Annotated in this window: 17 protein-coding genes, 1 tRNA gene and 1 pseudogene; 10 read left to right on the top strand and 9 right to left on the bottom strand. The window is 60.5% G+C overall.

The annotated features are described in order from the left end of the window. Position 1: 1 nt before the first annotated feature. Entirely contained in the window at positions 2-2,110 is a 2,109-nt protein-coding gene (gene recG / locus AC3YOG_RS09540; protein ID WP_489934876.1) for an ATP-dependent DNA helicase RecG, read from the bottom strand. A 105-nt stretch (positions 2,111-2,215) separates the two neighbouring features. On the opposite strand from recG, the gene AC3YOG_RS09535 reads away from it, so the two are divergent. From AC3YOG_RS09535 to AC3YOG_RS09525, 3 genes are all read left to right on the top strand, one after another. Further along, positions 2,216-2,494, top strand: coding sequence for an FAD assembly factor SdhE (locus AC3YOG_RS09535; RefSeq protein ID WP_172122991.1), 279 nt, complete (start codon positions 2,216-2,218; stop codon positions 2,492-2,494). Further along, positions 2,491-5,982 carry a transcription-repair coupling factor gene (gene mfd, locus AC3YOG_RS09530; RefSeq protein ID WP_489890524.1) on the top strand — a complete coding sequence of 1,164 codons (3,492 nt, stop codon included), beginning with the start codon at positions 2,491-2,493 and terminating at the stop codon, positions 5,980-5,982. Before AC3YOG_RS09535 ends, mfd begins: the two co-directional genes overlap by 4 nt. A 122-nt stretch (positions 5,983-6,104) precedes the next feature. Beyond that, positions 6,105-6,854, top strand: a complete 750-nt coding sequence (locus tag AC3YOG_RS09525; protein WP_127752654.1) for an invasion associated locus B family protein — start codon at positions 6,105-6,107, stop codon at positions 6,852-6,854. Positions 6,855-6,911: 57 nt separating this feature from the next. Here the strand turns inward: AC3YOG_RS09525 and AC3YOG_RS09520 are convergent, their stop codons facing one another. Further along, positions 6,912-8,102, bottom strand: coding sequence for an FAD-dependent monooxygenase (locus AC3YOG_RS09520; RefSeq protein WP_489934875.1), 1,191 nt, complete (start codon positions 8,100-8,102; stop codon positions 6,912-6,914). Positions 8,103-8,273: 171 nt separating this feature from the next. Here AC3YOG_RS09520 and AC3YOG_RS09515 point away from each other — a divergent pair, with 171 nt between their 5' ends. The 5 genes from AC3YOG_RS09515 (at position 8,274) to AC3YOG_RS09495 (ending at position 12,198) form a co-directional block, all read left to right on the top strand. Further along, positions 8,274-9,143: a TerC family protein gene (locus AC3YOG_RS09515; protein WP_127752656.1), complete on the top strand. Its 870-nt coding sequence runs from the start codon at positions 8,274-8,276 to the stop codon at positions 9,141-9,143. 2 nt (positions 9,144-9,145) lie between these two features. After that, positions 9,146-10,117 carry a quinone oxidoreductase family protein gene (locus AC3YOG_RS09510; protein WP_489934874.1) on the top strand — a complete coding sequence of 324 codons (972 nt, stop codon included), beginning with the start codon at positions 9,146-9,148 and terminating at the stop codon, positions 10,115-10,117. Between the two features lie 44 nt (positions 10,118-10,161). Beyond that, positions 10,162-10,251, top strand: a tRNA-Ser gene (locus tag AC3YOG_RS09505). A 542-nt stretch (positions 10,252-10,793) separates the two neighbouring features. Next, entirely contained in the window at positions 10,794-11,891 is a 1,098-nt protein-coding gene (locus tag AC3YOG_RS09500) for a cryptochrome/photolyase family protein (protein WP_489934873.1), read from the top strand. Between the two features lie 37 nt (positions 11,892-11,928). Then, complete coding sequence (locus AC3YOG_RS09495; protein WP_489935269.1) at positions 11,929-12,198, top strand: FAD-binding domain-containing protein; 270 nt, start codon at positions 11,929-11,931, stop codon at positions 12,196-12,198. A gap of 112 nt (positions 12,199-12,310) precedes the next feature. Here AC3YOG_RS09495 and AC3YOG_RS09490 read toward each other — a convergent pair. From AC3YOG_RS09490 to AC3YOG_RS09475, 4 genes and pseudogenes are all read right to left on the bottom strand, one after another. After that, a pseudogene (locus AC3YOG_RS09490) lies at positions 12,311-13,573 on the bottom strand (class II aldolase/adducin family protein). A gap of 381 nt (positions 13,574-13,954) precedes the next feature. Next, complete coding sequence (locus AC3YOG_RS09485) at positions 13,955-14,965, bottom strand: glycosyltransferase (RefSeq protein WP_489934872.1); 1,011 nt, start codon at positions 14,963-14,965, stop codon at positions 13,955-13,957. A gap of 84 nt (positions 14,966-15,049) precedes the next feature. Continuing rightward, positions 15,050-15,598, bottom strand: a complete 549-nt coding sequence (locus AC3YOG_RS09480) for an acyltransferase (RefSeq protein ID WP_489934871.1) — start codon at positions 15,596-15,598, stop codon at positions 15,050-15,052. A 1,545-nt stretch (positions 15,599-17,143) separates the two neighbouring features. Beyond that, positions 17,144-18,358 carry an O-antigen ligase family protein gene (locus AC3YOG_RS09475; RefSeq protein ID WP_489934870.1) on the bottom strand — a complete coding sequence of 405 codons (1,215 nt, stop codon included), beginning with the start codon at positions 18,356-18,358 and terminating at the stop codon, positions 17,144-17,146. A 27-nt stretch (positions 18,359-18,385) separates the two neighbouring features. Between AC3YOG_RS09475 and AC3YOG_RS09470 the strand changes: the two genes are divergently transcribed. Further along, positions 18,386-19,219, top strand: a complete 834-nt coding sequence (locus AC3YOG_RS09470) for a lysozyme family protein (protein ID WP_489934869.1) — start codon at positions 18,386-18,388, stop codon at positions 19,217-19,219. A 560-nt stretch (positions 19,220-19,779) separates the two neighbouring features. Here the strand turns inward: AC3YOG_RS09470 and AC3YOG_RS09465 are convergent. Continuing rightward, positions 19,780-20,289 (bottom strand): lyase family protein, encoded by a 510-nt coding sequence (locus AC3YOG_RS09465; protein WP_489934868.1) that lies wholly within the window; start codon positions 20,287-20,289, stop codon positions 19,780-19,782. Positions 20,290-20,931: 642 nt separating this feature from the next. On the opposite strand from AC3YOG_RS09465, the gene AC3YOG_RS09460 reads away from it, so the two are divergent. Next, positions 20,932-22,338: a tyrosine-type recombinase/integrase gene (locus AC3YOG_RS09460; RefSeq protein WP_489934867.1), complete on the top strand. Its 1,407-nt coding sequence runs from the start codon at positions 20,932-20,934 to the stop codon at positions 22,336-22,338. Here AC3YOG_RS09460 and AC3YOG_RS09455 read toward each other — a convergent pair. Both AC3YOG_RS09455 and AC3YOG_RS09450 read right to left on the bottom strand, forming a co-directional pair. Continuing rightward, complete coding sequence (locus AC3YOG_RS09455) at positions 22,335-22,736, bottom strand: hypothetical protein (protein ID WP_489934866.1); 402 nt, start codon at positions 22,734-22,736, stop codon at positions 22,335-22,337. The two genes, AC3YOG_RS09460 and AC3YOG_RS09455, sit on opposite strands and share 4 nt — an antisense overlap. Then, a complete protein-coding gene (locus AC3YOG_RS09450; protein WP_489934865.1) occupies positions 22,733-23,542 on the bottom strand; it encodes a recombinase family protein in 810 nt (269 codons plus the stop codon). The genes AC3YOG_RS09455 and AC3YOG_RS09450 overlap by 4 nt, the downstream gene beginning before the upstream one ends. Positions 23,543-23,551: the final 9 nt, after the last annotated feature.

The raw sequence follows: 23,551 nt of genomic DNA, 5'->3' as shown, positions 1-23,551 counted from the left end.
GCTAGCCCGCCCGGATCAGCTGGATCGCCTGATCCTTGCGGAACACGTAGAGCAGGGTGCGCAGTGCCTCGCCGCGCTCACCGACAAGTCCAGGATTGGCCGCCAGCGCCGCCTTGGCATCCTCATGGGCAAAATCCAGCAGGTGGCGGTGCACATCGGGCACCGCCAGGCGATAACCCGGCATGCCTGATTGCCGCGTGCCCAGCACATCGCCTTGCCCCCGCAATTCCAGGTCCCGCTCGGCGATCTCGAAGCCGTCTTCCGTGCTCTTGATCGTATCGAGCCGCGCGCGTGCCGTGTCGCTCAGTGGCTCCTTGTAGAGCAAGAGGCAAGCCGAGCGTTGCGAGCCCCGCCCCACGCGCCCGCGCAGCTGGTGCAATTGCGCCAACCCAAACCGCTCGGCATGCTCGATGATCATGATGCTGGCATTGGGCACATCGACGCCCACCTCGATCACCGTCGTTGCGATTAGGAGCTTGAGTTCATTGGCGGCAAAGCGGCTCATCACCTCGTCTTTTGCTGCCGCGCTCATGCGGCCATGCACCAGCGCCACCTGATCGCCGAACACCTTGCGCAGCTCGGCAAACCGGTCTTCGGCCGCCACGACCTCGAGATGTTCGCTTTCCTCCACCAGCGGGCAAACCCAGAAGGCCTGTGCCCCTTCGGCCAGTCGCGCCTGGAGCCGTGCCACCACCCGCCCGTAATCCTTGATCGGGAGCACAGCGGTGTCGATCGGCTGCCGCCCCTTGGGCTTTTGCCGCAGCACGCTCGCCGCCATGTCGCCGAAATGGGTGAGCACCAGCGTGCGCGGAATCGGCGTCGCCGTCATCACCAGCAGATCGGTGTGGCGCCCCTTGTCGGACAGGGCGAGCCGCTGGTGCACGCCAAAGCGATGCTGCTCGTCCACCACGGTCAGTCCAAGATCGTGGAACACCACCCCCGACTGGAACAAGGCATGCGTGCCGACGACAATAGTCGTCTCGCCGCTTGCGATCCGGGCGAGGATGGCCCGCCGCTCTCCAGCCGGCATCTTGCCCGTCAACAGCTCACATCCCAGCCCCGCCGCCTCGCAGAGCGGCTTGAGGGTGCGGAAATGCTGGTTCGCCAGAAGCTCGGTCGGTGCCATCATCGCCGACTGGGCGCCGCTTTCCGCCGCCGCCGCCATGGCCATCAGCGCCACCACCGTCTTGCCCGCGCCCACATCACCCTGGAGCAGCCGCGACATGCGCTCGGGCTTGGCGAGGTCCGCGCGAATATCCTGTACTGCCAGTTGCTGGCCTTCGGTCAGCGAAAAGGGCAGGGCGGCGGTGACCTTCTCGGTGATCTCGCCGGTGAACTGGCGTGCCACCCCATGCGCGGCGACCATGCTGGAGCGGATCAGTTGCAGCGTCAGCTGGCCCGCGAGATACTCGTCATAAGCCAGCCGCATGCGGGCAGGGGACCATAATTCCGCTTCAGCCGGGTTGGCGGGCAGATGCACCGCGCGCATTGCCTCGCCAAAGCTGGGCCAGAGCCGCCCGGCTATCGTGGCATCATCGATCCACTCCGGCAGCGCCGGCACCGTTTCCACCACTTGCCGCACCAGCTTGGCCAGCGCCTTGGAACTCAGCCCATTGGTGAGGGGGTACACCGGTTCGACCAGCGGCAGCGTGTCGAACTTGTCGGCTTCCACGATATAGTCGGGATGGGTGATCTGCTTTTCGCCGTTAAAAAACCCGATCTGCCCGGAAACGAAGCGCTCCTCACCCACGGGCAGCGCCTTTTCCACCCAGCCGCCTTGGGCGCGAAAGAATACCAGTTGCACATCCCCGGTCTGGTCATGGGCAAATACCCGGTGCGGCACATGCGGCTTGCCTCGCGGCGGGGGCTGGTGCCGGTCGATGTGAAGGCGCAAGGTGACGATCTGGTTGAGATAGGCCTCGGCAATACCTACTTGTCGGGAGCGGTCCACGACGCCCGAAGGCATATGCATTAGGATATCGAGCGCGATCGCTTCCTGCCCCTCCGGCGCCCCGAAAAAGCGCGACAACAAAGCCGCCAGCTTGTCGCCGACGCCCTTGATCGCGTGGAGCGAGCGAAACAGTGGATCAAGCGAACTTGGACGGGACAACGGCGAATTCCTGAAACAGCGCGAGGGACGAGTCCTGCTGACAAGCCACCCTATTGACGATAAGAAGCCCGCTCAATCAACCGCAACCAGGATCATGGCGCTCAAATGACTGCCGGTGAGGACATTTCCATGCGCCGCAAGAAGATCCGCTACCGCGCCTGGCATCGCGGCACCCGCGAGATGGATCTTGTACTCGGCCCCTTTGCCGATCGGCATGTCGATACGCTGAGCGCCGAGGATCTCGACCGCTTCGAAGCGCTCCTCGATGAGGAAGATCCCCCTTTGCTCAAATGGGTGCTCGACCAGGAAGCCCCGCCGGCCGGTGTGGACCTCGACTTTTTAGGCCGGGTTATCGCCGATCACAGGAGCCGCATGGCCAAATGAACGAACAAAAACCCGTGGTTCGTCCCAGCCGTATCATCTCCAATGTGCCCGATGGCATGCAGCCCATGGTGCTGGCCAAGCTGGTCGAGCAGCGCCTCAAGGCTGCGCCCGAGGACGGCACGAGCCTGGTTTTCGTGGCCCGCGATGGCCGCCGCATGCAGCGCATCGCCGACATTCTGGGGCCCATGCTGCCCGGTCATACCGTGCTGACACTCCCCGCCTGGGACTGCCTGCCTTACGACCGCGTATCGCCGAACAATGTGACCATCGCCGCCCGCATGAACACGCTGGCCGCACTCACGGCCGGCAATGAGCGTGGCGTGGTGGTGCTTACCGCCGTGAACGCCCTGATCCAGCGCCTGCCGCCCCGGGACGTGGTTGCCGGCATGTCGTTTTCGGCCGTGACCGGTCGCATCGTCGATAGCGAAAAGCTCATCGCCTGGGCTGCCAATAATGGCTATCTGCGTGTCCCAACGGTCCGGGAGTCGGGCGAATACGCCGTCCGGGGCGGCCTCGTGGACTTGTTCCCCGCCAGTGCCGAAGCGCCCTTGCGTTTCGACTTCTTCGGCAGCCAGCTCGAATCCATCCGCACCTTCGATGCCGACACCCAGCGCACCACCGGCACGCTCAAGCGCGTTGATCTGACGCCGATGAGCGAACTGGTGCTCAACGAAGAAACAATCCGTCGCTTCCGGCAGAATTACACCGCCGCCTTTGGCGGCAACACGGTCGACGACACGCTTTATGCCAGCGTCAGCGGCGGCGCGCGTTATTCGGGCACCGAACACTGGTTGCCGTTTTTCTACGAGCACCTGGAAATGCTCTCCGCCTTTACGGGGGACGCGCCCTTTGTGTTTGATGACCAGGCGGCCGAAGCCTATGGCGAGCGCGTCACCCAGATCCGCGATTACTACGAGGCGCGTGAATCAGCTCGCACGCAAAAGCCGGTAGCCGGGGCAGGGGCGCCCTACAAGCCGGTCAAGCCCGAGCTGCTTTATGCCGTTGACCAGCATCCCTATGAGCTCGCCGGCGCCTCGGTTATCCAGCTCTCGCCCTTTCTGTCGCCTAACACCAAGGGCGCCGACGATGCAGGCGGCCATATCGCACCCAGCTTTGCCGCCGAGCGGCAGGCCACCGACACCAACCTCTTCCAGGCCGTGGTGGATCGCCTCCAAGCCGAACGCCGGCAGGGTCGTCGCACGGTCATTGCCTGCTGGAGCGCGGGCACGCGCGACCGCATGTCCCAGGTGCTCAAGGACCATGGACTGACGAACCCTCGCCTCGCCGAGAACTGGCGCGACGCCGAAACCACTAGCGCCGCCACGACCTCGCTTGTGGTGCTGCCGCTCGAAACCGGGTTCGAAACCAAGGACCTGCTCGTTCTGTCCGAGCAGGACATTTTGGGCGAGCGCATCCTGCGGCCTCAGCGCAAAAAGAAGGCAAGCGACGCGCTAACCGAGGCGGCGAGCCTCGCGGCCGGCGACCTTGTCGTGCATGTGGATCACGGCATCGGGCGGTTCCTCGGCCTCAAGGTCATTGAAGCCGGCGGCGCGCCGCACGAATGCGTGGAGCTGGAATATGCCGGCGACACCAAGCTCTACCTGCCGGTCGAGAATATTGAGCTGCTGTCGCGCTATGGCGCCGACGATGCGAACACCGCGCTCGACAAGCTGGGCGGCGTGGCCTGGCAGGCCAAGAAGGGTCGCCTCAAGAAGCGCATCCGCGAAATGGCGGAACAGCTCATCAAGATTGCGGCCGAGCGCCAGCTCACCCATGCCGATGTGGTCGAGATCAACCCGGGCGCTTATGACGAGTTCGCGGCGCGCTTCCCCTATGAGGAAACCGAAGACCAGATGGCCGCCATTGAGGCAGTCTTCGATGATCTTACCTCCGGTCGGGTCATGGACCGCCTGGTCTGCGGCGATGTGGGCTTTGGCAAGACAGAAGTGGCGCTGCGCGCCGCTTTCGCGGTGTCCCTCTCGGGCAAGCAGGTCGCCGTGGTTGTGCCCACGACCTTGCTCGCTCGCCAGCACTTCAAGACGTTCTCGCAGCGCTTTGCCGGCCTGCCGGTGAAGGTGCGCCACGCCTCGCGCATGGTATCGGCCGCCGAGCTCAAGGCGACCAAGGAAGGGCTCGCCGATGGGCAGGTCGATATCGTCATCGGCACCCATGCCCTCTTGTCCAAGACCATCAAGTTCAAGGATTTGGGCCTCCTCATCATCGATGAAGAGCAGCACTTTGGCGTCGGCCACAAGGAGCGCCTCAAGGAGCTCAAAGCCAATGTCCACGTCCTGACGCTCACCGCAACGCCCATCCCGCGCACGCTGCAGCTTGCGCTGACGGGCGTGCGCGACCTGTCACTGCTCGCAACCCCACCGGTGGATCGCCTCGCGATCCGCACCTTCATTTCGCCCTTCGATCCCCTGTCGATCCGCGAAGCACTGCTCCGCGAGAAATACCGCGGCGGCCAGAGCTTCTATGTCGTGCCGCGCATCAAGGATCAGGCGGAAATCGCTGATTTCCTTCGCCAACAGGTGCCCGAAGTCAGCTTCGTCGTGGCCAATGGCCAGATGGCGCCGGGTGAACTCGACGACATCATGAACACCTTCTACGATGGCAAGTTCGACGTGCTGGTCGCCACGACGATCGTCGAATCGGGACTCGATATCCCTAATGCCAATACGCTGGTCGTGCACCGCGCCGACAATTTCGGCCTCGCCCAACTCTACCAGATCCGCGGCCGTATCGGCCGGGCCAAGGCGCGCGCTTATGCACTCTTCACTGTGCCGCCCGATCGAAAGCTGACTGACACTGCCGAGCGGCGTCTGGGCGTGCTCCAGTCGCTCGAAAGCTTGGGCGCCGGCTTCCAGCTCGCCAGTCACGATCTCGACATCCGTGGCGCCGGCAATCTCCTCGGCGACGAGCAATCGGGCCATATACGCGAAGTCGGCTTCGAGCTTTACCAGGCTATGCTTGAGGAAGCTGTCGCCAATCTCAAGAACGGCGACGCCGATTACGAGGACACCAACGAGTGGAGCCCACAGATCTCGCTGGGCATGCCGGTGATGATCCCGGAAAACTATGTCCCTGACCTGCAGCTGCGCATGCAGCTCTATCGGCGTCTGGGTGACCTGACCGACATCCGTGAGATTGACGCCGCCGGCGCCGAACTCATTGACCGGTTTGGTCCTTTGCCCGAGGAAGTCGAAGCGCTGCTCAAGGTCATTCTGGTCAAGGCTCTGTGCCGCCAGGCCAATGTGGAAAAGGTTGATGCCGGTCCCAAGGGCGCGGTATTAACCTTGCGCAACAACGAATTCCCCAATCCAACGGCTTTGGTGCGAATGGTTGCCGATCCTGCCAGTCAGGTTCGCGTCAAGCCCGACCAAAAACTCGTTTTCGCCCGCAACTGGCCCACTCCCGAGGCTCGCCTCAAGGGTGCTGCGGCCATCCTGTCTCGCCTCGCCAAGCTCGCCGCAGCCCAAGGGTGAGAGGCGCCGCATAATCCTTTGGCAAGAACGTCATGTTATTGCCCGATTTCAGCACTTGAAGGGCTACCAAGAATTGGGTGGCACCCTCGTCACCGGCTCCGCCAGAAAGCCAAGGAACGTTTATGATCTTCAGGAAACCTCTCGTAGCCGGAATTACCGCGGCAGCGCTTCTGCTCTCGCCTCTCTCCACCTTTGCGCAGGAGACTCCCGCTCCAGCTGCTCCGGCAGCCGAAGCTCCAGCTACGCCGGATGCGGCAGCTCCCGCCGAAGCTGCAACCGCTCCAGCAGCGGGCGGTCCCACGCAGAACTGGCTCAAGGTTTGCGATCCGCTGCCCAACAACCAGAAGGCCTGCATTATGCGTCAGGTCGTCTTGGCAAACGGGCAATTCCTGGGTTCCTTCCTGCTGCGTGATGATCCCGGTCAGGAAAGCCGCCTGCTGGCCGTCGCAGCCGTGCCGCTCGGCGTGCTGCTCCCTTTCGGCCTGACCTGGCAGATCGACGGCTCCAAGCCGGTACGCGTGCCGTTCATGCTGTGTGACCCCACCTCTTGCGCGACCCAGCTCGTGATCAACGAGGCCTATGTCAATTCCCTGAAGAAGGGCAGCACGCTCAAGCTGACCGCCAAGAACCGCCAGAACGAAGATCTGGTGATCGAGATCAACCTCGCCGGCTTCACCGCCGCCTATGATGGCGACGCTTCGCTGACCTTTGACCAGTTCCGCCAGGAAACCAGCGGCGAAAACGCCCTGGAGCAGGTTCTGCAGGATCGCGCCGAGCAGTTGCGCCAGCAGCTTGATGGTGGCGCCGCCGCACCCGCCGACGGTGCCGCGCCTGCCGCAGATGCTGCGCCCGCTCCAGCAGCAGCGCAGTAATCTGCAACTCAGAACAAGCAAACGGCGCGGGCAAACCGCGCCGTTTGTGTTTTCAGCCTAACGAATGCCCATGCCGAGCGAGAATGCCTGCCGGCGCAACCCTGGGAGCAGCTTGAGCGCCCACAGTCCGGCTGAACGCATCGCCTGGGCCGGCAGCATGTCTGCCAACAGCGACCGGAACAACGCATCCACCATGCCGCCGGTGCGGGCCAAATCCGCCGCCCGTCGATCAGAATAGGCGTTGCTGACCGCTTCAGCCCAAGAGGGGTTCGTCGTGGCAACGCCCTTCAGCACCGCCGCCAGATCAGCTACATCGCGCAGCCCGAGATTTAGTCCCTGCGCCCCAATCGGCGGGAATGCGTGAGCAGCTTCCCCCACCAACACCACTCCGCGGAAGCCCGCCCGCTCGACACTCAGCGTGCTGAGCGGAAACACATGCGTGGGTGTCGCCAGCGTGATCGGGCCGAACAGGTGCTGCGATTTTGCTTGGAAGATCGGTATCAGCCGCTCAGCCCCGCCTGCCTGGGCCCCTCGCAGCACTTCACGATCATCGATCCAGACAAGATTGGCGCGATTGTCCCCGGCCGGCACCAGCGTGAATGGGCCTTGCGGGTAGTGAAACTCAACCGACATGCCGCCGATTGGTCGCGCTAACTCGAGGTCACACACCAGCGCCGCCTGGGTGAAACCGTTCTCGCGTGCGCGAAATCCGGCCGCCGACCGGATCAATGACTTCTTGCCATCTGCGCCCACGATCAAAGGAGCGCGCAGCCGTGATCCACCGGTGAGTGTGAGTTCCGGCAAAATCGCCTCGAAAGCAAATTCGGCAACCCCGAGCGGGCGAGTTTCCAGGTTTGGCAACTCGGCGGCTCGGGTCCGGAACTGGGCCAGCAAGCGTTGATTGGCGAAGTTCCAGCCAAAGGCCTCCAATCCGGACTCGCGCGCTTCGAACAAGGTCTCGGGTGCCCGGATCAAGCGGCCTGTTGCATCGATGATCCGAATTTCGCTCAGCCGATGCCCCAAGGCTTCTGGTTGCTCGATCAAACCCGCTGAGCGCAGAAATTCGACGCTCGGCATCATCAAGGCGGAGGTGCGATTATCGACGGGGGCAGGAGGCGCAAGGTGAATGACCTGCAGACCCGTTTTTGCAACGGCGATAGCCGCCGCTAAGCCAACAAGCCCGCCACCAACAACGATGGCATCGGCATCGGCACTCGTTGACGCGCTCGGATTTGGCAGGTCGGACATAAGAAACCTCGGTTCGACGTTAGGCTGAACTAGCACTTTCCGGCCCGGTGAAGCCAGCGCTCCCGCAAACTGCTGCCTAACCAGCAGGAGCGGGAAAACACAGACTTGCACTTCTCTAGGAGAGCGGAGCAGCCTAGATATGGTGGCCTGACAGCCGAGATGGAGTCTTGAATGCTGGAGCTGCTCGCCGATCCCAATGTATGGATCGCATTTGGTACCCTGACGGCGATGGAAATCGTCTTGGGGATCGACAACATCGTCTTCATCTCCGTGCTGGTGTCACGCCTGCCCAAGGAGCAGGCGGACCGGGCGCGCAAGATCGGTCTTGCGCTGGCTCTCATCTTCCGCATCTTGCTGCTGCTGGTGATCAGCTGGATCATCAGCCTCACCCAGCCTGCGTTCAGCGCTTTCGGACTTGAGCTTTCCTGGAAGGACCTGATCCTCATCGCCGGTGGCCTGTTCCTCGTCTACAAGGCCACCCACGAAATGCATGCTGCCATCGAGGAGCCTCATGAGGCCGATCTCGCGCAGAAGGCTACCGCGGCCTTCGCTGCGATTATTGGGCAGATCATCGTAATCGACGTGGTTTTTTCCATCGATTCCATCGTCACGGCGGTTGGCATGGCGGACCATGTCGAGGTGATGATTGCGGCCGTGATCGTGGCTGTGGGCGTGATGTTTGTCGCATCCGGCCCGGTTGCCAAGTTTGTTGCCGATCACCCCACCACCAAAATGCTGGCGCTGGCCTTCCTGCTGTTGATCGGCATGTCCTTGGTCGCCGACGGGTTCGGCTTCCATATTCCCAAGGGCTATATCTATTCGGCCATGGGCTTCTCGGTGCTGGTTGAGGCGATCAATATCATCGCCAAGAGCCGCAAGGCCAAGAGTGCCGCTCCCGTGGCTCCATTCACCGGACCTAGCGGCGCAATCAGCGGCAACTCTGGCGCGGCTGCGGCAACGACTCGCTCCCCGGGCAAGTCAACGCCCGTGAGCCGCGCGCAGTCGCGCCCCAAATCTGCGCCCCGCAAGCCTCGGAGCTGAGCATGAGCAAGGCGATCGTCGTTCGAAATACCGGTGGCCCAGAGGTCATGGAGTGGACGGACTGGCCTGTGGCCAGCCCGGGCGAGGGGCAGGTCGCCGTCCGCCAAACCGCGATCGGCCTCAACTTCATCGACACCTACCAGCGCTCGGGCCTTTATCCGCTGCAGACCCCGTTTGTTGCGGGCAATGAAGGCGCCGGCGTTGTTACCGAAGTTGGCCCAGGCGTGCAGGGCCTCGCCGTTGGTGACCGGGTGGCTTACCAGGGGCAGGTCGGCGCCTATGCCGAGCAGCGCTTGTTGGCTGCGGACCGTATCGTGCGCATTCCAGATGGCGTGGACGACCAAACCGCGGCCGCGGTGATGCTCAAGGGGCTTACTGCCTTTTATCTCCTGTTCAAGACTTGGCCGGTCCAACCAGGAGAAACCATTCTATGGCACGCTGCCGCAGGCGGCACGGGTCAGATCGCCACCCAGTGGGCCAGGTCCCTGGGGGTGCGCGTCATCGGCACGGCGGGGAGTGAGGAAAAAGTCGCCCTCGCCCTACAGCACGGCTGCGATGCGGTCATTAATTACAAGAGCGAGGACTTTGCCGCCCGCGTGCGGGAGCTAACCGAGGGACGCGGCGTCGATGTGGTTTATGACGGCGTCGGCAAGGCCACGTTCGACAAGTCGCTTGATTGCCTTCGCCCCCGCGGATTGATGGTCAGCTTCGGCAATGCCTCGGGCGTGGTGTCCATTCCCGACCTCACCGTGCTGTCACGTAAGGGCTCGCTGTTCGTGACCCGGCCGATCAGCGTGCATTATTTCCCCCAACGCCGCGATCTGCTCGAGGGCGCCGAGGCCCTGTTCGGGGCAATCAGGTCGGGGGCGATCAAGGTCAATATCGGACGCACTTTCCCCCTCGCGCAAGCAGCCGAGGCACATCGCGCGCTCGAGGATCGGCAAACCACCGGCTCGGTGATCCTGCTGCCATAGGGGGATGGACAGCCAAACCGCCAGCGGCTAAACGCTGGCGCGTCGGGTAGGTGGCAGAGCGGTTGATTGCTCCGGTCTTGAAAACCGGCGAACGTGAAAGCGTTCCGGGGGTTCGAATCCCTCCCTACCCGCCAATTCCATAGTAGCAAACATTCTCCAACGCGTAGGGCAGGGGTGAGAACCCCAGCTTCTGTGCGCCTTTGCGGGTGTACCTGGTGACTGCCCATCTGGCCTAAACGCCCGAAATGCTCTCTCTGACCTGTTTGTTCTCCAAAGCTGGGGACTTCCGCATTTTAGTCCCCAGCTTTTTAGCCGTGGCATCTCAGGTACTTAGGCCGGGCCCCTGATTTGAGTTGGAGAGCCGGCTGTTGGATGGCAGCAGAGCTTGGCGTAGAACTTTCGCAGTTAGTGCCGCTTGCGAACAACGAAGCGTCGCACTTAACTGGCAGCAGCCAACCCCAAACGTGCACGTGCACGATAGTGGATGCAGTACAGGAGCACGGGCAATTTGCCCCTCCCAAGTCAGCTCTATGCCGGTGCTGTCGCTGAATTGCATTCGAGCGACAGCCAATCTCTTACGCAGCAAAGAGTATAGGGAGGGAGCATTGCTGGACCGCTTTCCATGTGAGCTGAAACTTCCCGGCGGATTCAGGCGTATGGCCTAGCGGAGGTGTTTATGGCTCAAACAGCAATTGCTTGGCTGCGTAACAATCTGCGGGTGGCGGATAACCCAGCGCTGATGCGCGCGGCCGGCGGTGGCCGCAAGGTCATAGCGCTCTATGTGCACGAAACAACCAGCGGCATTCGGTCGGTGGGGGCCGCGGGACTCTGGTGGCTGCATCAGAGTCTGCAAGAGCTCAGTGCTGCTCTTGCCGAGCGCGGCATCATTCTGGATGTCCGCACCGGTGACACCGAGAAGGTCCTTGCTGAAGCCGTTTCCGATTATGGTGCTGTAGCTGTGTTCTGGAACCGTCGCTACGCGCCGTCGGCGTCCGCTGTTGATGCCAGGATCAAGGACAAGCTGACAGCGCAGGGCATCCTAGCGGAGTCATTTCCGGGCAATGTTCTCACCGAACCGTGGACCGTGGCTACAGGGCAGGGCCGACCTTACTCGGTCTACACGCCGTTCTGGAATGCGCTTAAGCAGAAGCATATTACGGTTCCGGTCGGCTTGCCTGAGCGTCATGAGCCGCTGCGACCCGCTGCGGTCGACCAAGCCTATCGTGCTCCACGCTGGTCCGAAAAGTTCGCCGGCTCTAGCCAAGTCGGAGAAGCCGCAGCGCACGCCAAGTTGCACCGCTTTCTGGAGCACGCTCTTGGTGATTACCCGCTCGGACGGGATTTTCCTCAGCGGGAGGGTACCACAAGGCTATCACCGCATCTACGCTTTGGTGAGATCACGTCCCGACAGATATGGCATGCGGCCCAGGCTTTCAGTCATGCCCATCCAGACAAGGGGGACGCCGTGCACAAGCTGCTTTCCGAATTAGCATGGCGGGACTTCAACTATCACCAGCTGTACCATCGGGAAGACATCGAAACTATCGCTATGCAGGTGAAGTATGGAGGAATGCAGTGGCGAGAGGGTGGGGAAGAGTTCAAGGCCTGGAGCCGCGGCCTGACCGGCATCCCAATTGTTGATGCTGGCATGCGGGAGTTGTGGGCAACAGGTTTCATGCAAAACCGGGTGCGAATGCTCACGGCGTCTTTCCTGACCAAGAACCTCCTGGTGGACTGGAGGCGGGGAGCAGTGGTTTTGGGATTGCCTGTTTGATGCTGACGAGGCGAACAATCCTGGGAACTGGCAGTGAATCGCCGGCTCTGGGCTCGACGCCTCCCCGTACTTCCGTATCTTCAACCCGGTAGTTCAAGGGGAAAAGTTCGATGGCGGCGGTGAGTATGTCCGCCGCCGGGTACCGGAGTTGCTCTTCCTGCCTGACAAATGGGTGCATCGGCCGAGCGAAGCGCCCCCGGAGGTACTGAGCAGGGCAGGGGTCGAGTTGGGCTTCAATTACCCTTTGCCAATCGTTGACCTGCATACATCGCGTGTTCGCGCGCTTGAAGCGGTGCGGGGCATGTAGCTCCGAGGGCAGCTTTGCGCCCATTTCGGTCGTGGATCCAAATGAGCCGACGAGCCAAAAGCGGACACAGCTTCAAACGTGCCACAGTCCAAGAGCACTTTAGCAAACGATGTCATCCGCACTCATAACCTTGGCTTTTCGTTTGCAATTTGGTCTGCTCAAGGGGCCAATATTCCATATCGAACAAGGCGGCTTCATCGAGCGGAGTGAACCTACCGTAGCGCTCGGCGGACAAGACGATGCGGCAGGTCTGCTCGGCAAGGTCCGCCGCGATGGAGGCCGCTTTGAATGATGTCGCGATGCCGGCGAGCCCGTGTCCGCGCACAAGGACAACACGAGGAAGCAGGTCCAGCATGGTCTTGGCCTCGCTGGCCCGTGCAGCGTTGCGGCTGAAATAGGCGCCATACCGCGCCGCATAGCTGTCGAGAGCCGCGGCGATGTGCGCTTCCCCGTCATCGGCGTCCAGGATCAATGGGAATGGCTTTATGCGGATCACATGGTCGGGCGTTGCGGTGCCGCGGTGCGCGATTTCATCGAGGTTGGGCAGCGCGAGATATTCGCGGATGGCTTCGTTGGAGCGAAAGTCCCAAACGTGCTTGTTGGCGCCTGAGCGCTGGTCGAGCTCGCGCCCGAGGCTTACCAGCAGGCCGGCCGGCGCTGCACGATCCGATTGTTGCTGAGGCACGAGGGCAGCGTCGCTGTTCGCAAGTTCAGCCTCGGCGATGGTCACGAACTCGGTCATCAGCTCATAGGATGTGCGTGCGTCCGGTCCGAACGAGAAGATGCCGTGATTTTCGAGCCAAAGGCCTTCGCAACCCGGGTTGGTGTCGTAAATCCTGGCGCCCTACATAGAGAGGTCGTAGCCGGGCATGACATAGGGAACGAAGGCCACGCGCGATCCATACATAGAGGCAACGCGGTCACGCATATCCGGCTGGTTCGCGAGCGCAAGCACGGCGCTCGAGTGGCTATGATCAACAAATGCATGGTCGATGAAAGCGTGCAGCAACGCTTCCACAGAAGGGTTCGGCGCTGACGGATCAACGAGGTTGGCCCGCAACAGCCCCACCATTTCCGGATCGGTCAGCGCTGGGCCCGTCCGCGCGGCAAGGATGGGAGCAAGACGCACGGCCGGTAGCCCTGCAGCGGCGATGGTGTCAAGGTCCCAGCCACTGCCTTTGATATGCATCAGCGCTTCACCATTGTCGGCCTTGAGTTTCACCGAGGTGTTGCCGCCGCCATGCAGTACAAGATCCGGATCCTGCCCGATCAGGCGAGACGTGTAGATGCGTAGTCCGAGCTGGGGATCGTGGCCGTCGCTGCGGGCTTGCTCGGCAAACTCTTCCGCATCCGTGTCGCGCCAACGGCTTTGCATAGTAAAATCCTCGAAGAAAGACGGGCCGCTCCCAGGGAGCGGCCGCGATGGTTGCGATGTTGGATCAGAAATCGAAATCGTTGATGTTGTCGGCGGTGAAGACGGTACGCTCTTCAGTGCTAGCATTCTGGAACTGAATGGTGCGCCATACGAGCGCCCGCCAGTTGATCTGTCCGGGGAAGCAAAGGCTTTTGCTGAAGCGCTCAAGGGGGATCCGGCTCCGACCGGTGGCACCTACGTGGTCGGGGTGAAGCTGACCCAGGCCGCGTATGACGCTGAGGCTATCGTGGTCGCGAGTCCGCCCCCGTCGTCCACCCGCTGTGGCGTCCTAATAAATGGATGGGGAACAGCGGGGCAGGAGGCCCTCGAAGACTATGGGGCTTATGCGCTTTGAGATGAGCAGTTGAAGTAGGCCGCAGCGTAGATGTGTGCCGAGGTCTTCGGTGAGAGGTTCTTTTGTACATAAGCACGAGGTGTGTAATCGCTCCGCCGCTCTATGAATAACGAGAGTGTCGAGGCAAACTCGGGTAACGATGCAAACCGCTCCCCGCAATCGCTGGAGAAAAACGGCACTGATGACGCTTTGGGCGCTGAACCGCTAAATTTCTGCCAAAGCGGGTCAGCCCAATAGCCACGGTCCCAAGCAAGGATGGGCAGGCCAGAGGCCAACGCTTCTTGATAGGCAAGCCCTTGAGTCTCGTGCTCGCAAAAGAAGATCATACCGCGGGACCGGGCAAGAGCTTGCTGGTAGGTGGCGTGATCATGGTATTTGTACCGCATTACCTCGAACGACAGACCTCGTTTTGTGAGTTCGGCGCGGATCGGCTCAATGAGAGAGCTTTGAAACGCGTCATGCTCCCATCGAACCTTATCGTAGATGAGGAAATCGACGGACTTTGGCTCGGCTGAGAGATCCGGCCACTGGTGCGTGTCTATCCCAGCAAACCAGGGGATGCATCTATCTGGTCCATACACGGGCGCGAACATGTCGAAAGTCCAGTCCGCAAGTACAAGGTACTTCTTGAAGCGCGGATCATTAAACAGGCCGGGTCGCATCCCCGGGTGGTCATAAAGGGATGGACCCAACAGCGCTGGGTTTGGCAATTCCCAGCCATCTAGGATCAACGGGAAGCCAATCACACCGACAGGGTGTTCTGGGTGGCGTTTGGCGAAAGCATAGTCGTTGACACGGACTTCAAAGCCGTGGCCTTCAAGGGCGCTCTTAAGTAACTGGAACGACATACCGAACCCAGTGATCTTCTGCCGGTGATGTAGCCGTTCATAGAGCGGGCGTACGATCCGTTTAAGGTAGCGATCTCCAAGAAAGAACTTGTCGGCTTCATAATCCTTGAAGAAGATTAAGATGGTATTTTCTAGATGTCGGGGGGCCATGCAGCTTCCTCTGTTTGCTGCAGCGTATCGAGCTGCCCGTTCGGGTGCTACTTAGCGCTACCCCCATATCCTCGCATCGGGAAGCTAGCGCGAAAATGAGTCACTCGCGTGCACCGCTCGTTTATAAACGGCCGGGCTACCGGCATAGAGGCTTCGCTCGGGGACGCTCTTGGTGACCACTGAACCTGCACCAACAACGCTGTGGTCACCAATCGTCACTCCGGGAAGGATGATGCAGTCGCGAGCAATCCAAACGTTTCGTCCAATCACAATATTAGCGACCTTGGGCACAGATCCTTCGTCTACCTCGTGAAAGCTGTTGTCTTGGATCACTACCTCGTCACCGATCAAACAGCCCTGCCCGATGGTGACGGCCGCACTGACATTGATCTGGACCCCTGAGTTGATAAATGTTCTCTCCCCAATTGCGAGCGCGGCTCCTCGCCGTATTTGCAAGCTGGGTCTATGCAAGGTTCCGACGAACGTCACTCCGCGCTGAATGATCAATTCGCCGTCGAGGGAAAGTTTGGGTAGGCGGCCATAGAACCGGGTACCGTGACCGACGCTCGCTCCTCGCCGCTGCCACAGCATTCGTATTACGGCGTGTTTAAGCACCTTTAGTTGTGCAACCATTTTCAGGCCCTCCGGCGGACACCCTAGTGCCGCCAAGATAGGCTTCCTACTTGGGGTATCACCCACCGCCACGCCCTCACATCAGGTGATTCGCACGCGTGGCGGCGTCAATCCGCGCGGTGTAGCCAAAAATCAATGGATAGCTGTCAGGCCCATACATCCCGAGCATCACGCCAAATGGATGGATTGGTCGGAGGGGGGACACTCTCAGTAACCATGGCCCCTGCCGCAACGCGCGTTGCCGCTTCGTTAAGCGGTGGCAGCAATGTAGCGATATTAAGGCTGTAGAAGGTACCTATTTAGCCTCTTAATTTTGCAACAAGGGATTTCGCACCCCGAACAGCGTCCGCTACAACTGCCAGGGGGAGACCTGTCAACGGCGCATTATGGCCAGTTCTGGCCAAACCTGATGGCCCGAAGGGACTAGTTGACCTAAGCCAACTATCGTCTTCCAGTTCGCTCGCGTAGCTTCGTGCTAGCGTTGTGTATGGGGACCGAAGATTGTAATTATACTGGAAGCGCGCTGTCCAGCCAGCCGGCATTTCGCCTTTGGGCCACCAAGGGCGATAACCCTGGGAATGAACAAAAAAGGGGAGACCGCGTCGTAGGTGACCCAAGCGTTCAACTACCGTGTATCCTGATGGACCGAAGAACTGAATGATGTCGGGACCTCGTCGTAAATGTTTGATCGGCAGATCCGCGAAACGAGTGCTCGACAATAGTGCCGTTAAAACCTCTTGATCGCCAGCAAGATGTGTTGGCCGTTCAGTCCAATGCCTCACCTGCGCTTCTCGGTACTCTGGGCTTTGCAACAGCTCATTCCAAGTCTTAAGCAAATCGATATGGGCACGAGTAACGCGAACAACTCCGGTATTCGCGCAAAATGGAAGGATGCGGCCGACAGGCATGCCCCACATTCGGGCCCGCAGCGCCCCCGGGTCCGCGTAGGTGCCACTAAGCGCCTCTTCGGTTACCGCGATTGTTTCGTTTGACAAGGTAGAAAATAGAGGCCGAAAATCGCGCGCTATGAGGATATCAGAGTCAATCCAAACCACGTTTTCGGCACCAAAGCGAAGCGCGGTCAGTAACGCTAGTGGCTTAATGTCGTACTTTGTCCACGGCCCGTCGAGAGGACAAGGGTTAAGAGCACAATTTTGATAACGGGCGATCCATCCCCTAAAAGAAGCGCTGGGAGTTGGGCAAAAAACTAAGGACCGAGTTCCCGGACAATGCTCTGCTAAGCTTGCAATCAAAATGCGAAGTGCTGGCTCGCAGGTCGGGCGGTTTTCTGCTATACATATTGTAAGCATTTTCGCTGCGCCTCCGTTATACGATATCCGATCCGCAATCTAGCTGCATGATAAGCATCCCTCTAATGCGGACTTGCGGCAGTTGTCCTGGCCATTCCGTTTTCTTGGGCTACAGAAGCTCCCACTCCTGCGGCCAAGCGTTGGATCTCGAATTTGCTCTAGTCATTGTTTGGCAGCAATGCTCCGAGCCAAACCCGGTCGGCTTGGCCGTTAACAAAGATCCCAATGTGCCAACCTATGATCGATACCGCACGGAGTATACAAAGGCCGAAATCACCAAGATGGTCCCGTGACCAAACTGAGAAAACAACGGGACCTCAACCCAACTCGTGATGATAGTCATAACAATAAATCCCGCGAGAAATGCATTGGCTGAGGAAGGGGCAAATAGGCACCATCTAAGAACAAGCGTCAAAGCCGAGAGCAGCAGGGCAGCTTGAAGACCGACTCCAACAAGCCCAATATCAACGGCGTTCGATAGGTACATGTTGTGGAAGTGAAATCCGCTTCGGCTGGCAATTCCGAATTCATACCAAATAGCTTCGGCGGGGGCGAAGCCTTGCACCCAGAACGCTTGGTAGCCAACGCCGAACAGAGGCTTCTGGCTGATAAGATCGAGTGCAGTGGCCCAGAGATCGGTCCGGCCTGTCAGTGTTACATCTTTGCCGGAGGTTTCCAGCACCAAGTGCAGCAACTCAGCCGAGTAAGCAGCCAACACTAAACAAAGCAGCACGCCCACCATAAGAAATCCAACAACGGCTACAAGGCGATGCGTGGGCCTCAGCCACCTCAGACCGAGTACGGCTGCTATCGTTGCAGCACCGGGGAGTGCCACGATGATTGCGGTGGCGGACTGCGCAAATGTTATCAACGCCGCTGACAACAGCAGTCCCGCTAACCCGAATAGCCGTTCAGCAGGGTTGGCGTCACTATCCGCAAAGGTCGCGAGTGATGCCAGCGAGAAAAGAGCTACAACGGCCCCAAAGGCGTTCTTACTGCCGTAGATACCCACCCAGGCTCCGATATCAGCCCGAACACGACCGAAAAGCACACAAGCTAGCATTGTAAGAAAAAGTCCAATGAACATTCCGCGGAGCAGCGAGCGCGGCGGAACTCGGGCGGCGATCGTTATGCTAAGGACGAATGTTAGCGTAAGTTGGATTGATCCTCTAAAGGACTGTGATGGCGCTTCCGACCACAAAGTTGAAACCATGCAGTATACGGGTAGCAACAGCACATACCAAAACCGGACTATCGCCCGAATGGTGTGCTGCGGAATGCTAGCCATCAGCAGTCCGCCGCAAATCAAGAAAATGAGTACGGCAAGTCCGCCTAAGGGAACAGTCCACTGGAGTGCGCCGAGGGCAATTGCACTCAGCGCGGACGCTATGTTTAGGCGCAGGTGCCAGTCTCTGCGTAAAGCACGCGTCGCTTGAGTCTCGGTGGTCATGAACCTGTCCTTCCGGGGCAAGCGGTAATGCGGCTACTCCATTTAGGCGCACCGTATCGATCTGAGTTAGCTCACACTATCCGCGCTTCCCCCAAGGCCCCCTACCAGTTCATGAACGCCACGCTCAAGGACCTGAAGAAGGAGCTCGGGCTGCGTGGCGAGCAGATTTTCGGCCCCGATCTGCAGGACCGACTCGCCTATCACCTGCTCAAGCGCCGCGGTTATGAGCAGTTCATGGCGGGCAAGATGGACGGCCTCGAGTTCGGTAAGCGCCGGGCTCAGGAATGGGCGTCACTACCGGTCCTTGCGGCAACCAAGGGCGGTTCGCGTCAGGTTGTGCGGGGCCAGAGCTACTACGCCGGTGACGGGCTCAACAAGTCGCTGGTGAAGCCCGAGGCAGTGGAGGCCATCCTGCGCGAGGCAATGTCGGCAGGGGTGCTTATGCCGGAACCTGTATCCCCGCCGCTCGCGCCCGAGCCGCAGCCCTCCACCATCCCCGTCAGCGACAAGCACGAGGCGAAGGGCAGGGTTCGTGGTCCACTCGATATAAGCGTCGGCTGGGATCAGGCAGCGGCGCTTCTTGAACGGCTCACGGAACGCCGGAGAGGTGTCGATCGTCTCGAGACGGGCGTTGAACATCGTGGCCTTTGGCACTTCCTTGGCCCAGAACGGGACCAGCCATCAGCGACCTTGGTCCAGTTCCCGGTTGCCGGCCTTGTCGAGGTGAACAAACTGCACGTCTTGAGTCGGCGCGATGTTGTACGGCGGCATGTTGGACGGCGCCACAGGGTACAGCTCATCACTGAGCTTGTAGAGGGCGTGGATGGCCATGCCTCGGCCGTGTTCCGGTGCCGGGTATAGAAGTAGTAGTCCTGCTGCCTGCCGTGCTTTGGGGTCTTGGTGACCTTGTGCACATAGCGCGGCAGATCAACTCGCCCGCATTTGCCTGCTCTCAACGAACGGCGCTCCCAATCCAGAAGGCGCATCGACCAGCCCAAGGTGGCGGTCAAACGCCGCTACCACGCCCAAATAGAAGAGCACCTCGATCCTCACGCTTTCGTCTGGTTGGCCCCCGATCGTGAGAGCAGTTTCGGAATTTTTTAGCGAGGTTGGTTCTGGCCCCGCCCGGGCAGCAAAGCATCCTCCAGTCTAAGTAGCGTTTGGCTGTCCGGTACAAAGCTGCCTGGGAGCTACGGCAGTTCGATGATCTTTGTAAGGAGGCGGCGGTCAGATGGTCGACCGCAAAACGGCAGCTCACCTAATAACCTCACCACAACCGGACAGTCTGGAGATGGCCCCCACCCCCGAATGGCTGCTTTCCATCGAGCCTAGACCAAAAGCAGACAGACCGCTGTCGGCCCCCAAAGTGCCACTCGAAAACGGGGCTGCCTGACAAAGCTCTCCACTAACCGCAACACCGGCTAGCTTTTCTCCTCCTTTCGCTTGTTGTCAGCTCTCGCTGCGGACTCTGTGAGAGGTTCGAGCCGCATCAAGGCTGCGAACTCCTCGTGAGTTAGAAAACCTAGAGCGACCACCGTCGCCTCGACGGAATGTCCGCTCCCCTGCGCCGCCTTCGCAACGGCGACCGCGTTCTCGTAGCCGATACGAGGCACTAAAGCTGTTACAGCAACGAGGCTGTTGCTCAAAAGGCTCGCAATTCGCGTCTCGTCGGCAACGATCCCGTCGATGATCTCGTCGCAGATAGCGGCGATGATTTCGGCGAGCTCGGGGGCCAGCGCTCCCACCTGGGCGTTTGCCAGCGCCGCCGCCTTCTTCACCATAGCCAATGCGCGCGGTAGCTCAGGGAAGTGCGACAGCCTCACGCCCGTGATGGGAAAGTTGGTCACCGCCCGCGCGGTGTGGATACCATATAGGGAATCGGCTGAAAGGGGCAGTTCCCCAATTGAATCGTGCTCGAGGCGCTTGCTCATACATTTTCCTATGGCTTAGCCGGGGCCTGCCCCTCTCCTTGGCACCTGGCTCTCCGGCTGTTTTGTTCCGAGACGGTGAGACTGCGCTTGCACATCAGCTCCCAGCCACGTCAGCTGTATAAAGCAGAGTAACAGGAACAACATGCAACAGAAGCGCGACCCCACGTCGCCATGCGAACGGCGGATTGACGGTCGCGGATGCGGCCGGTCACTTGCCGTCCCCAAATGAGCCATGGACGTGTGGGCAAGCCAAACTGCTGCTTTCGACACCGCCGCCGCCCAGAGCTGACAGACCGCTTCCTGCCCCAAATCAGCCCTGCTTATCCCCGCAGCCAGAAACAGGGGTACTCTACCTCCATACAGGAGGTCGCCATGTCACAAGAAGTTAGTCGCACCCGAGCCCAGTACCTCAACGGCATAGCAGTAACTTTGCTGGGGAGTAGCCTGTCAGCAGGTTTCGGAGGCGCTCCGATCTGGGTGATTGTACCCGCGGCGGCAGGCAGCCTGCTGCTGCACTGGCAGGCGGTAGAAATTATCCGGCAGGGGAAGTGAGGTTCTCGGGGAAAGCGAGGGTTTCCGCCAAGCTGGTAACCACGCCTTTGTTCACGACCCGTGATGCAGCCTGCTTTTGCAGGATTCCCCATGAGCGTTACCCGTCTAAATCGCCCCGACCTAAGCCGTGAGGAGGTGAGAACACAGCTGGCCGTTCGCGATACCCCATACTACCACCTGATCGGCTATGGCCGGCACATCGGCCTGAGGCGATCTTCAGAGGGCGACTACTGGGTTGCCCGCATTCGCACCAGGGCAGGGGGGTACTACCGGCGGAGCATCGGCCCAGCTGTTGACAGCACTGGCTCGGGACTGACCTATGCGGACGCCTTAGCTGCTGCTCGGCAGTGGTTCGCTCGTCCCGTCGTTCACGCCCATGCCGCGGATGAGAAGCGCATTGGGGTTCGGCAAGAGCTTGTGGTCTGCCCTGTGCCGGGGCTCTATAGCGTCGCCCATGCAATGAACGACTACGTGGAGTGGAAGCGGCTGGCTGCGGCCAAGAGCCATTTCGAGACAAATCTGTCCCTTATCAACCACCACATCGTTCCACGTCTCGCTCATGTGCTCGTTGCCGAGTTCACCGGCGAGCACCTCCGGATGTTCATCAAGCAGGTGCTGGAAACGCCACCCAAGCGCGGCAATCAGGCTGTGGGCAAGAAGCGCAGCATCGATAACCTTGATGATGAGCAACTGCGTAAACGGAAGAAGACGGTCAACACGCTGATTGGCATTCTCCGCGTCGCTTTCCAGATGGCGTGGGAAAGCAGGAAGGTCGAAAGCGATCGATCCTGGCGGTGCTTGAGGCGCATCCCTGCGGTGGACCGGCCTCGCGTGCTGCATCTATCCCGACCTGAATGCCGCGAACTTCTGGCGCAGTGCCGGCCGGACGTGGAGCGCTTGGTTCTGGGCGCTCTGTACACGGGCTGCCGCGCTACTGAACTGCTGCGCCTGCGCTGCGGCGATGTCGGGCGCGACGGATACGGCATCTATGTGGCGCCGCTCAAGACGTACAAGCCCCGGTTCGTGTTCCTGCCCGATGAAGCCATGGCCTGGTTTCTGGACCTCACCAAGGACCGCAAGCGCTCAGACCTGGTGTTTATCCGCGACAGCGGCAAACCCTGGTTCGGCAACTACAAGCACCTGTTCAAGGCGGCTGTCCGCGCTGCTGCTTTGCCAGAAGAGTTCACGTTTCATGGCTTGCGCCACACCTATGCCAGCCAGCTCATCCAAGCCGGAGCAACCGTGTACGCGGTGGCCGAGCAGCTAGGTCATGCTGACCCTACCACGGTTCTGAGGACGTACGGTCACCTCTCCCCACAGATCCGAGAGTCTGAGGTGCGGCAGCGGTTCACCACTCTCAGCCACGATAATGCTCAAGTCGCCAAGGACCGCCGCGACGAACTCCGCACTTGGCGCGGTAGCCTGCATGGAGCCGACTGGCGGGAATATGCAAAGATTTCAGATGTGCAGGAATACGAGACCGAGCAGATCGATTAGCCGGCCAAGCTCCGCTCCTGCTCATGCCACAGCTCGGTCTTGAGCGACAGCAGCGCTGGCAGGAGCAGATCAATTCGCTGTCCTTCCAGGATGCCCTCGATAATCTCGGGCGCGAGAAGGGTCATCCTAACCACCCGGCTAACATAGGATCTATCGATCCCCTCTGCATCCGCCATCTCCGCCACGGCGGCGTAGGCCCCACTCTCCAGCAGCTTGCGCCACCGGAAGGCTCGCGCGAGGGCCTTGACTAGAGTGTTGTCGATCCGCGGGCGGGCAGAGGTGGTGATTTCTTCTCCTGCTGGCGACAGCACCAGCTTGCGCCCGCCGCGTCTGCGGATGGTTAGCGGAACGGCAATTGTGAGCGTGTCTGCCGCCTCGTTCTGATGTGTTCTGCTCATGCTGCCTGCTGGTGCTTGCTGGTAGTCGGCAGTTCGGCTGCGACGGTTTGCAGTCCCTCGCTCCTGATCCGAATCCTTGCGCCTTCGGTGCTCAGGTCCACTCGCTCAACCAGCAGCTGCACGATCCTGGCCTGCTCGGCCGGGAACAGCTGATCCCACACGCTTTCGAACTGCTGTAGGGCGAGCGTAACCTCATCATCTGTCACGCTTGGATTCTGCTGCCGTGCCGCCGCTGCTGTCTTGGCGATGATTTCGGGTGACCTCAGGATTCCTCGCAGCTGATCGATGACCACGCGCTCGATCTCGGCAGCACTAATGCGCCGGATGGGGCAGGTCTCAGGTCCCAGCTTCAGCACCGACATCGTCACGTAGTAGCGGTAGAGCTTGCCGCGGCGGCGGGTGTGGGTTGGGGTCATCGCCATCCCGTTGGGCGCGAACACCAAGCCCTTGAGCAGGGCAGGGGTTTGCGCCCTGGTTTTGCACGCACGGGAGCGGGGGCTTTCTTCCATGATAGCGTGCGCCTTGTCCCACAGCTCTTGGCTGATGATCGCCTCGTGCTCGCCGGAATAAGCAGTGCCTTTGTGGACGGCCAGGCCAAGATAGGTGCGGTTGCCTAGAAGTTTGTAGATGTACCCCTTGTCGATCGGTTTGCCCGAACGGGTGCAGAGGTTCTGCTCTCCGAGTTCATCGGCAAGGAGTGTGGCGGAGCCGAGTTTGAGGAAGCGGGCAAAGATGGTGCGGACGATCTCAGCTTCGTCTTCTCGCACCCGGAGCTTGCGGTTTTCCACCCGATAGCCGAACGGCACCAGCCCGCG

The sequence above is a fragment of the Devosia sp. Z6_126 genome (assembly GCF_058133495.1).
The sequence above is the reverse complement of the archived record's forward strand: the minus strand, read 5'-3'. Positions and strand labels throughout refer to the sequence as shown.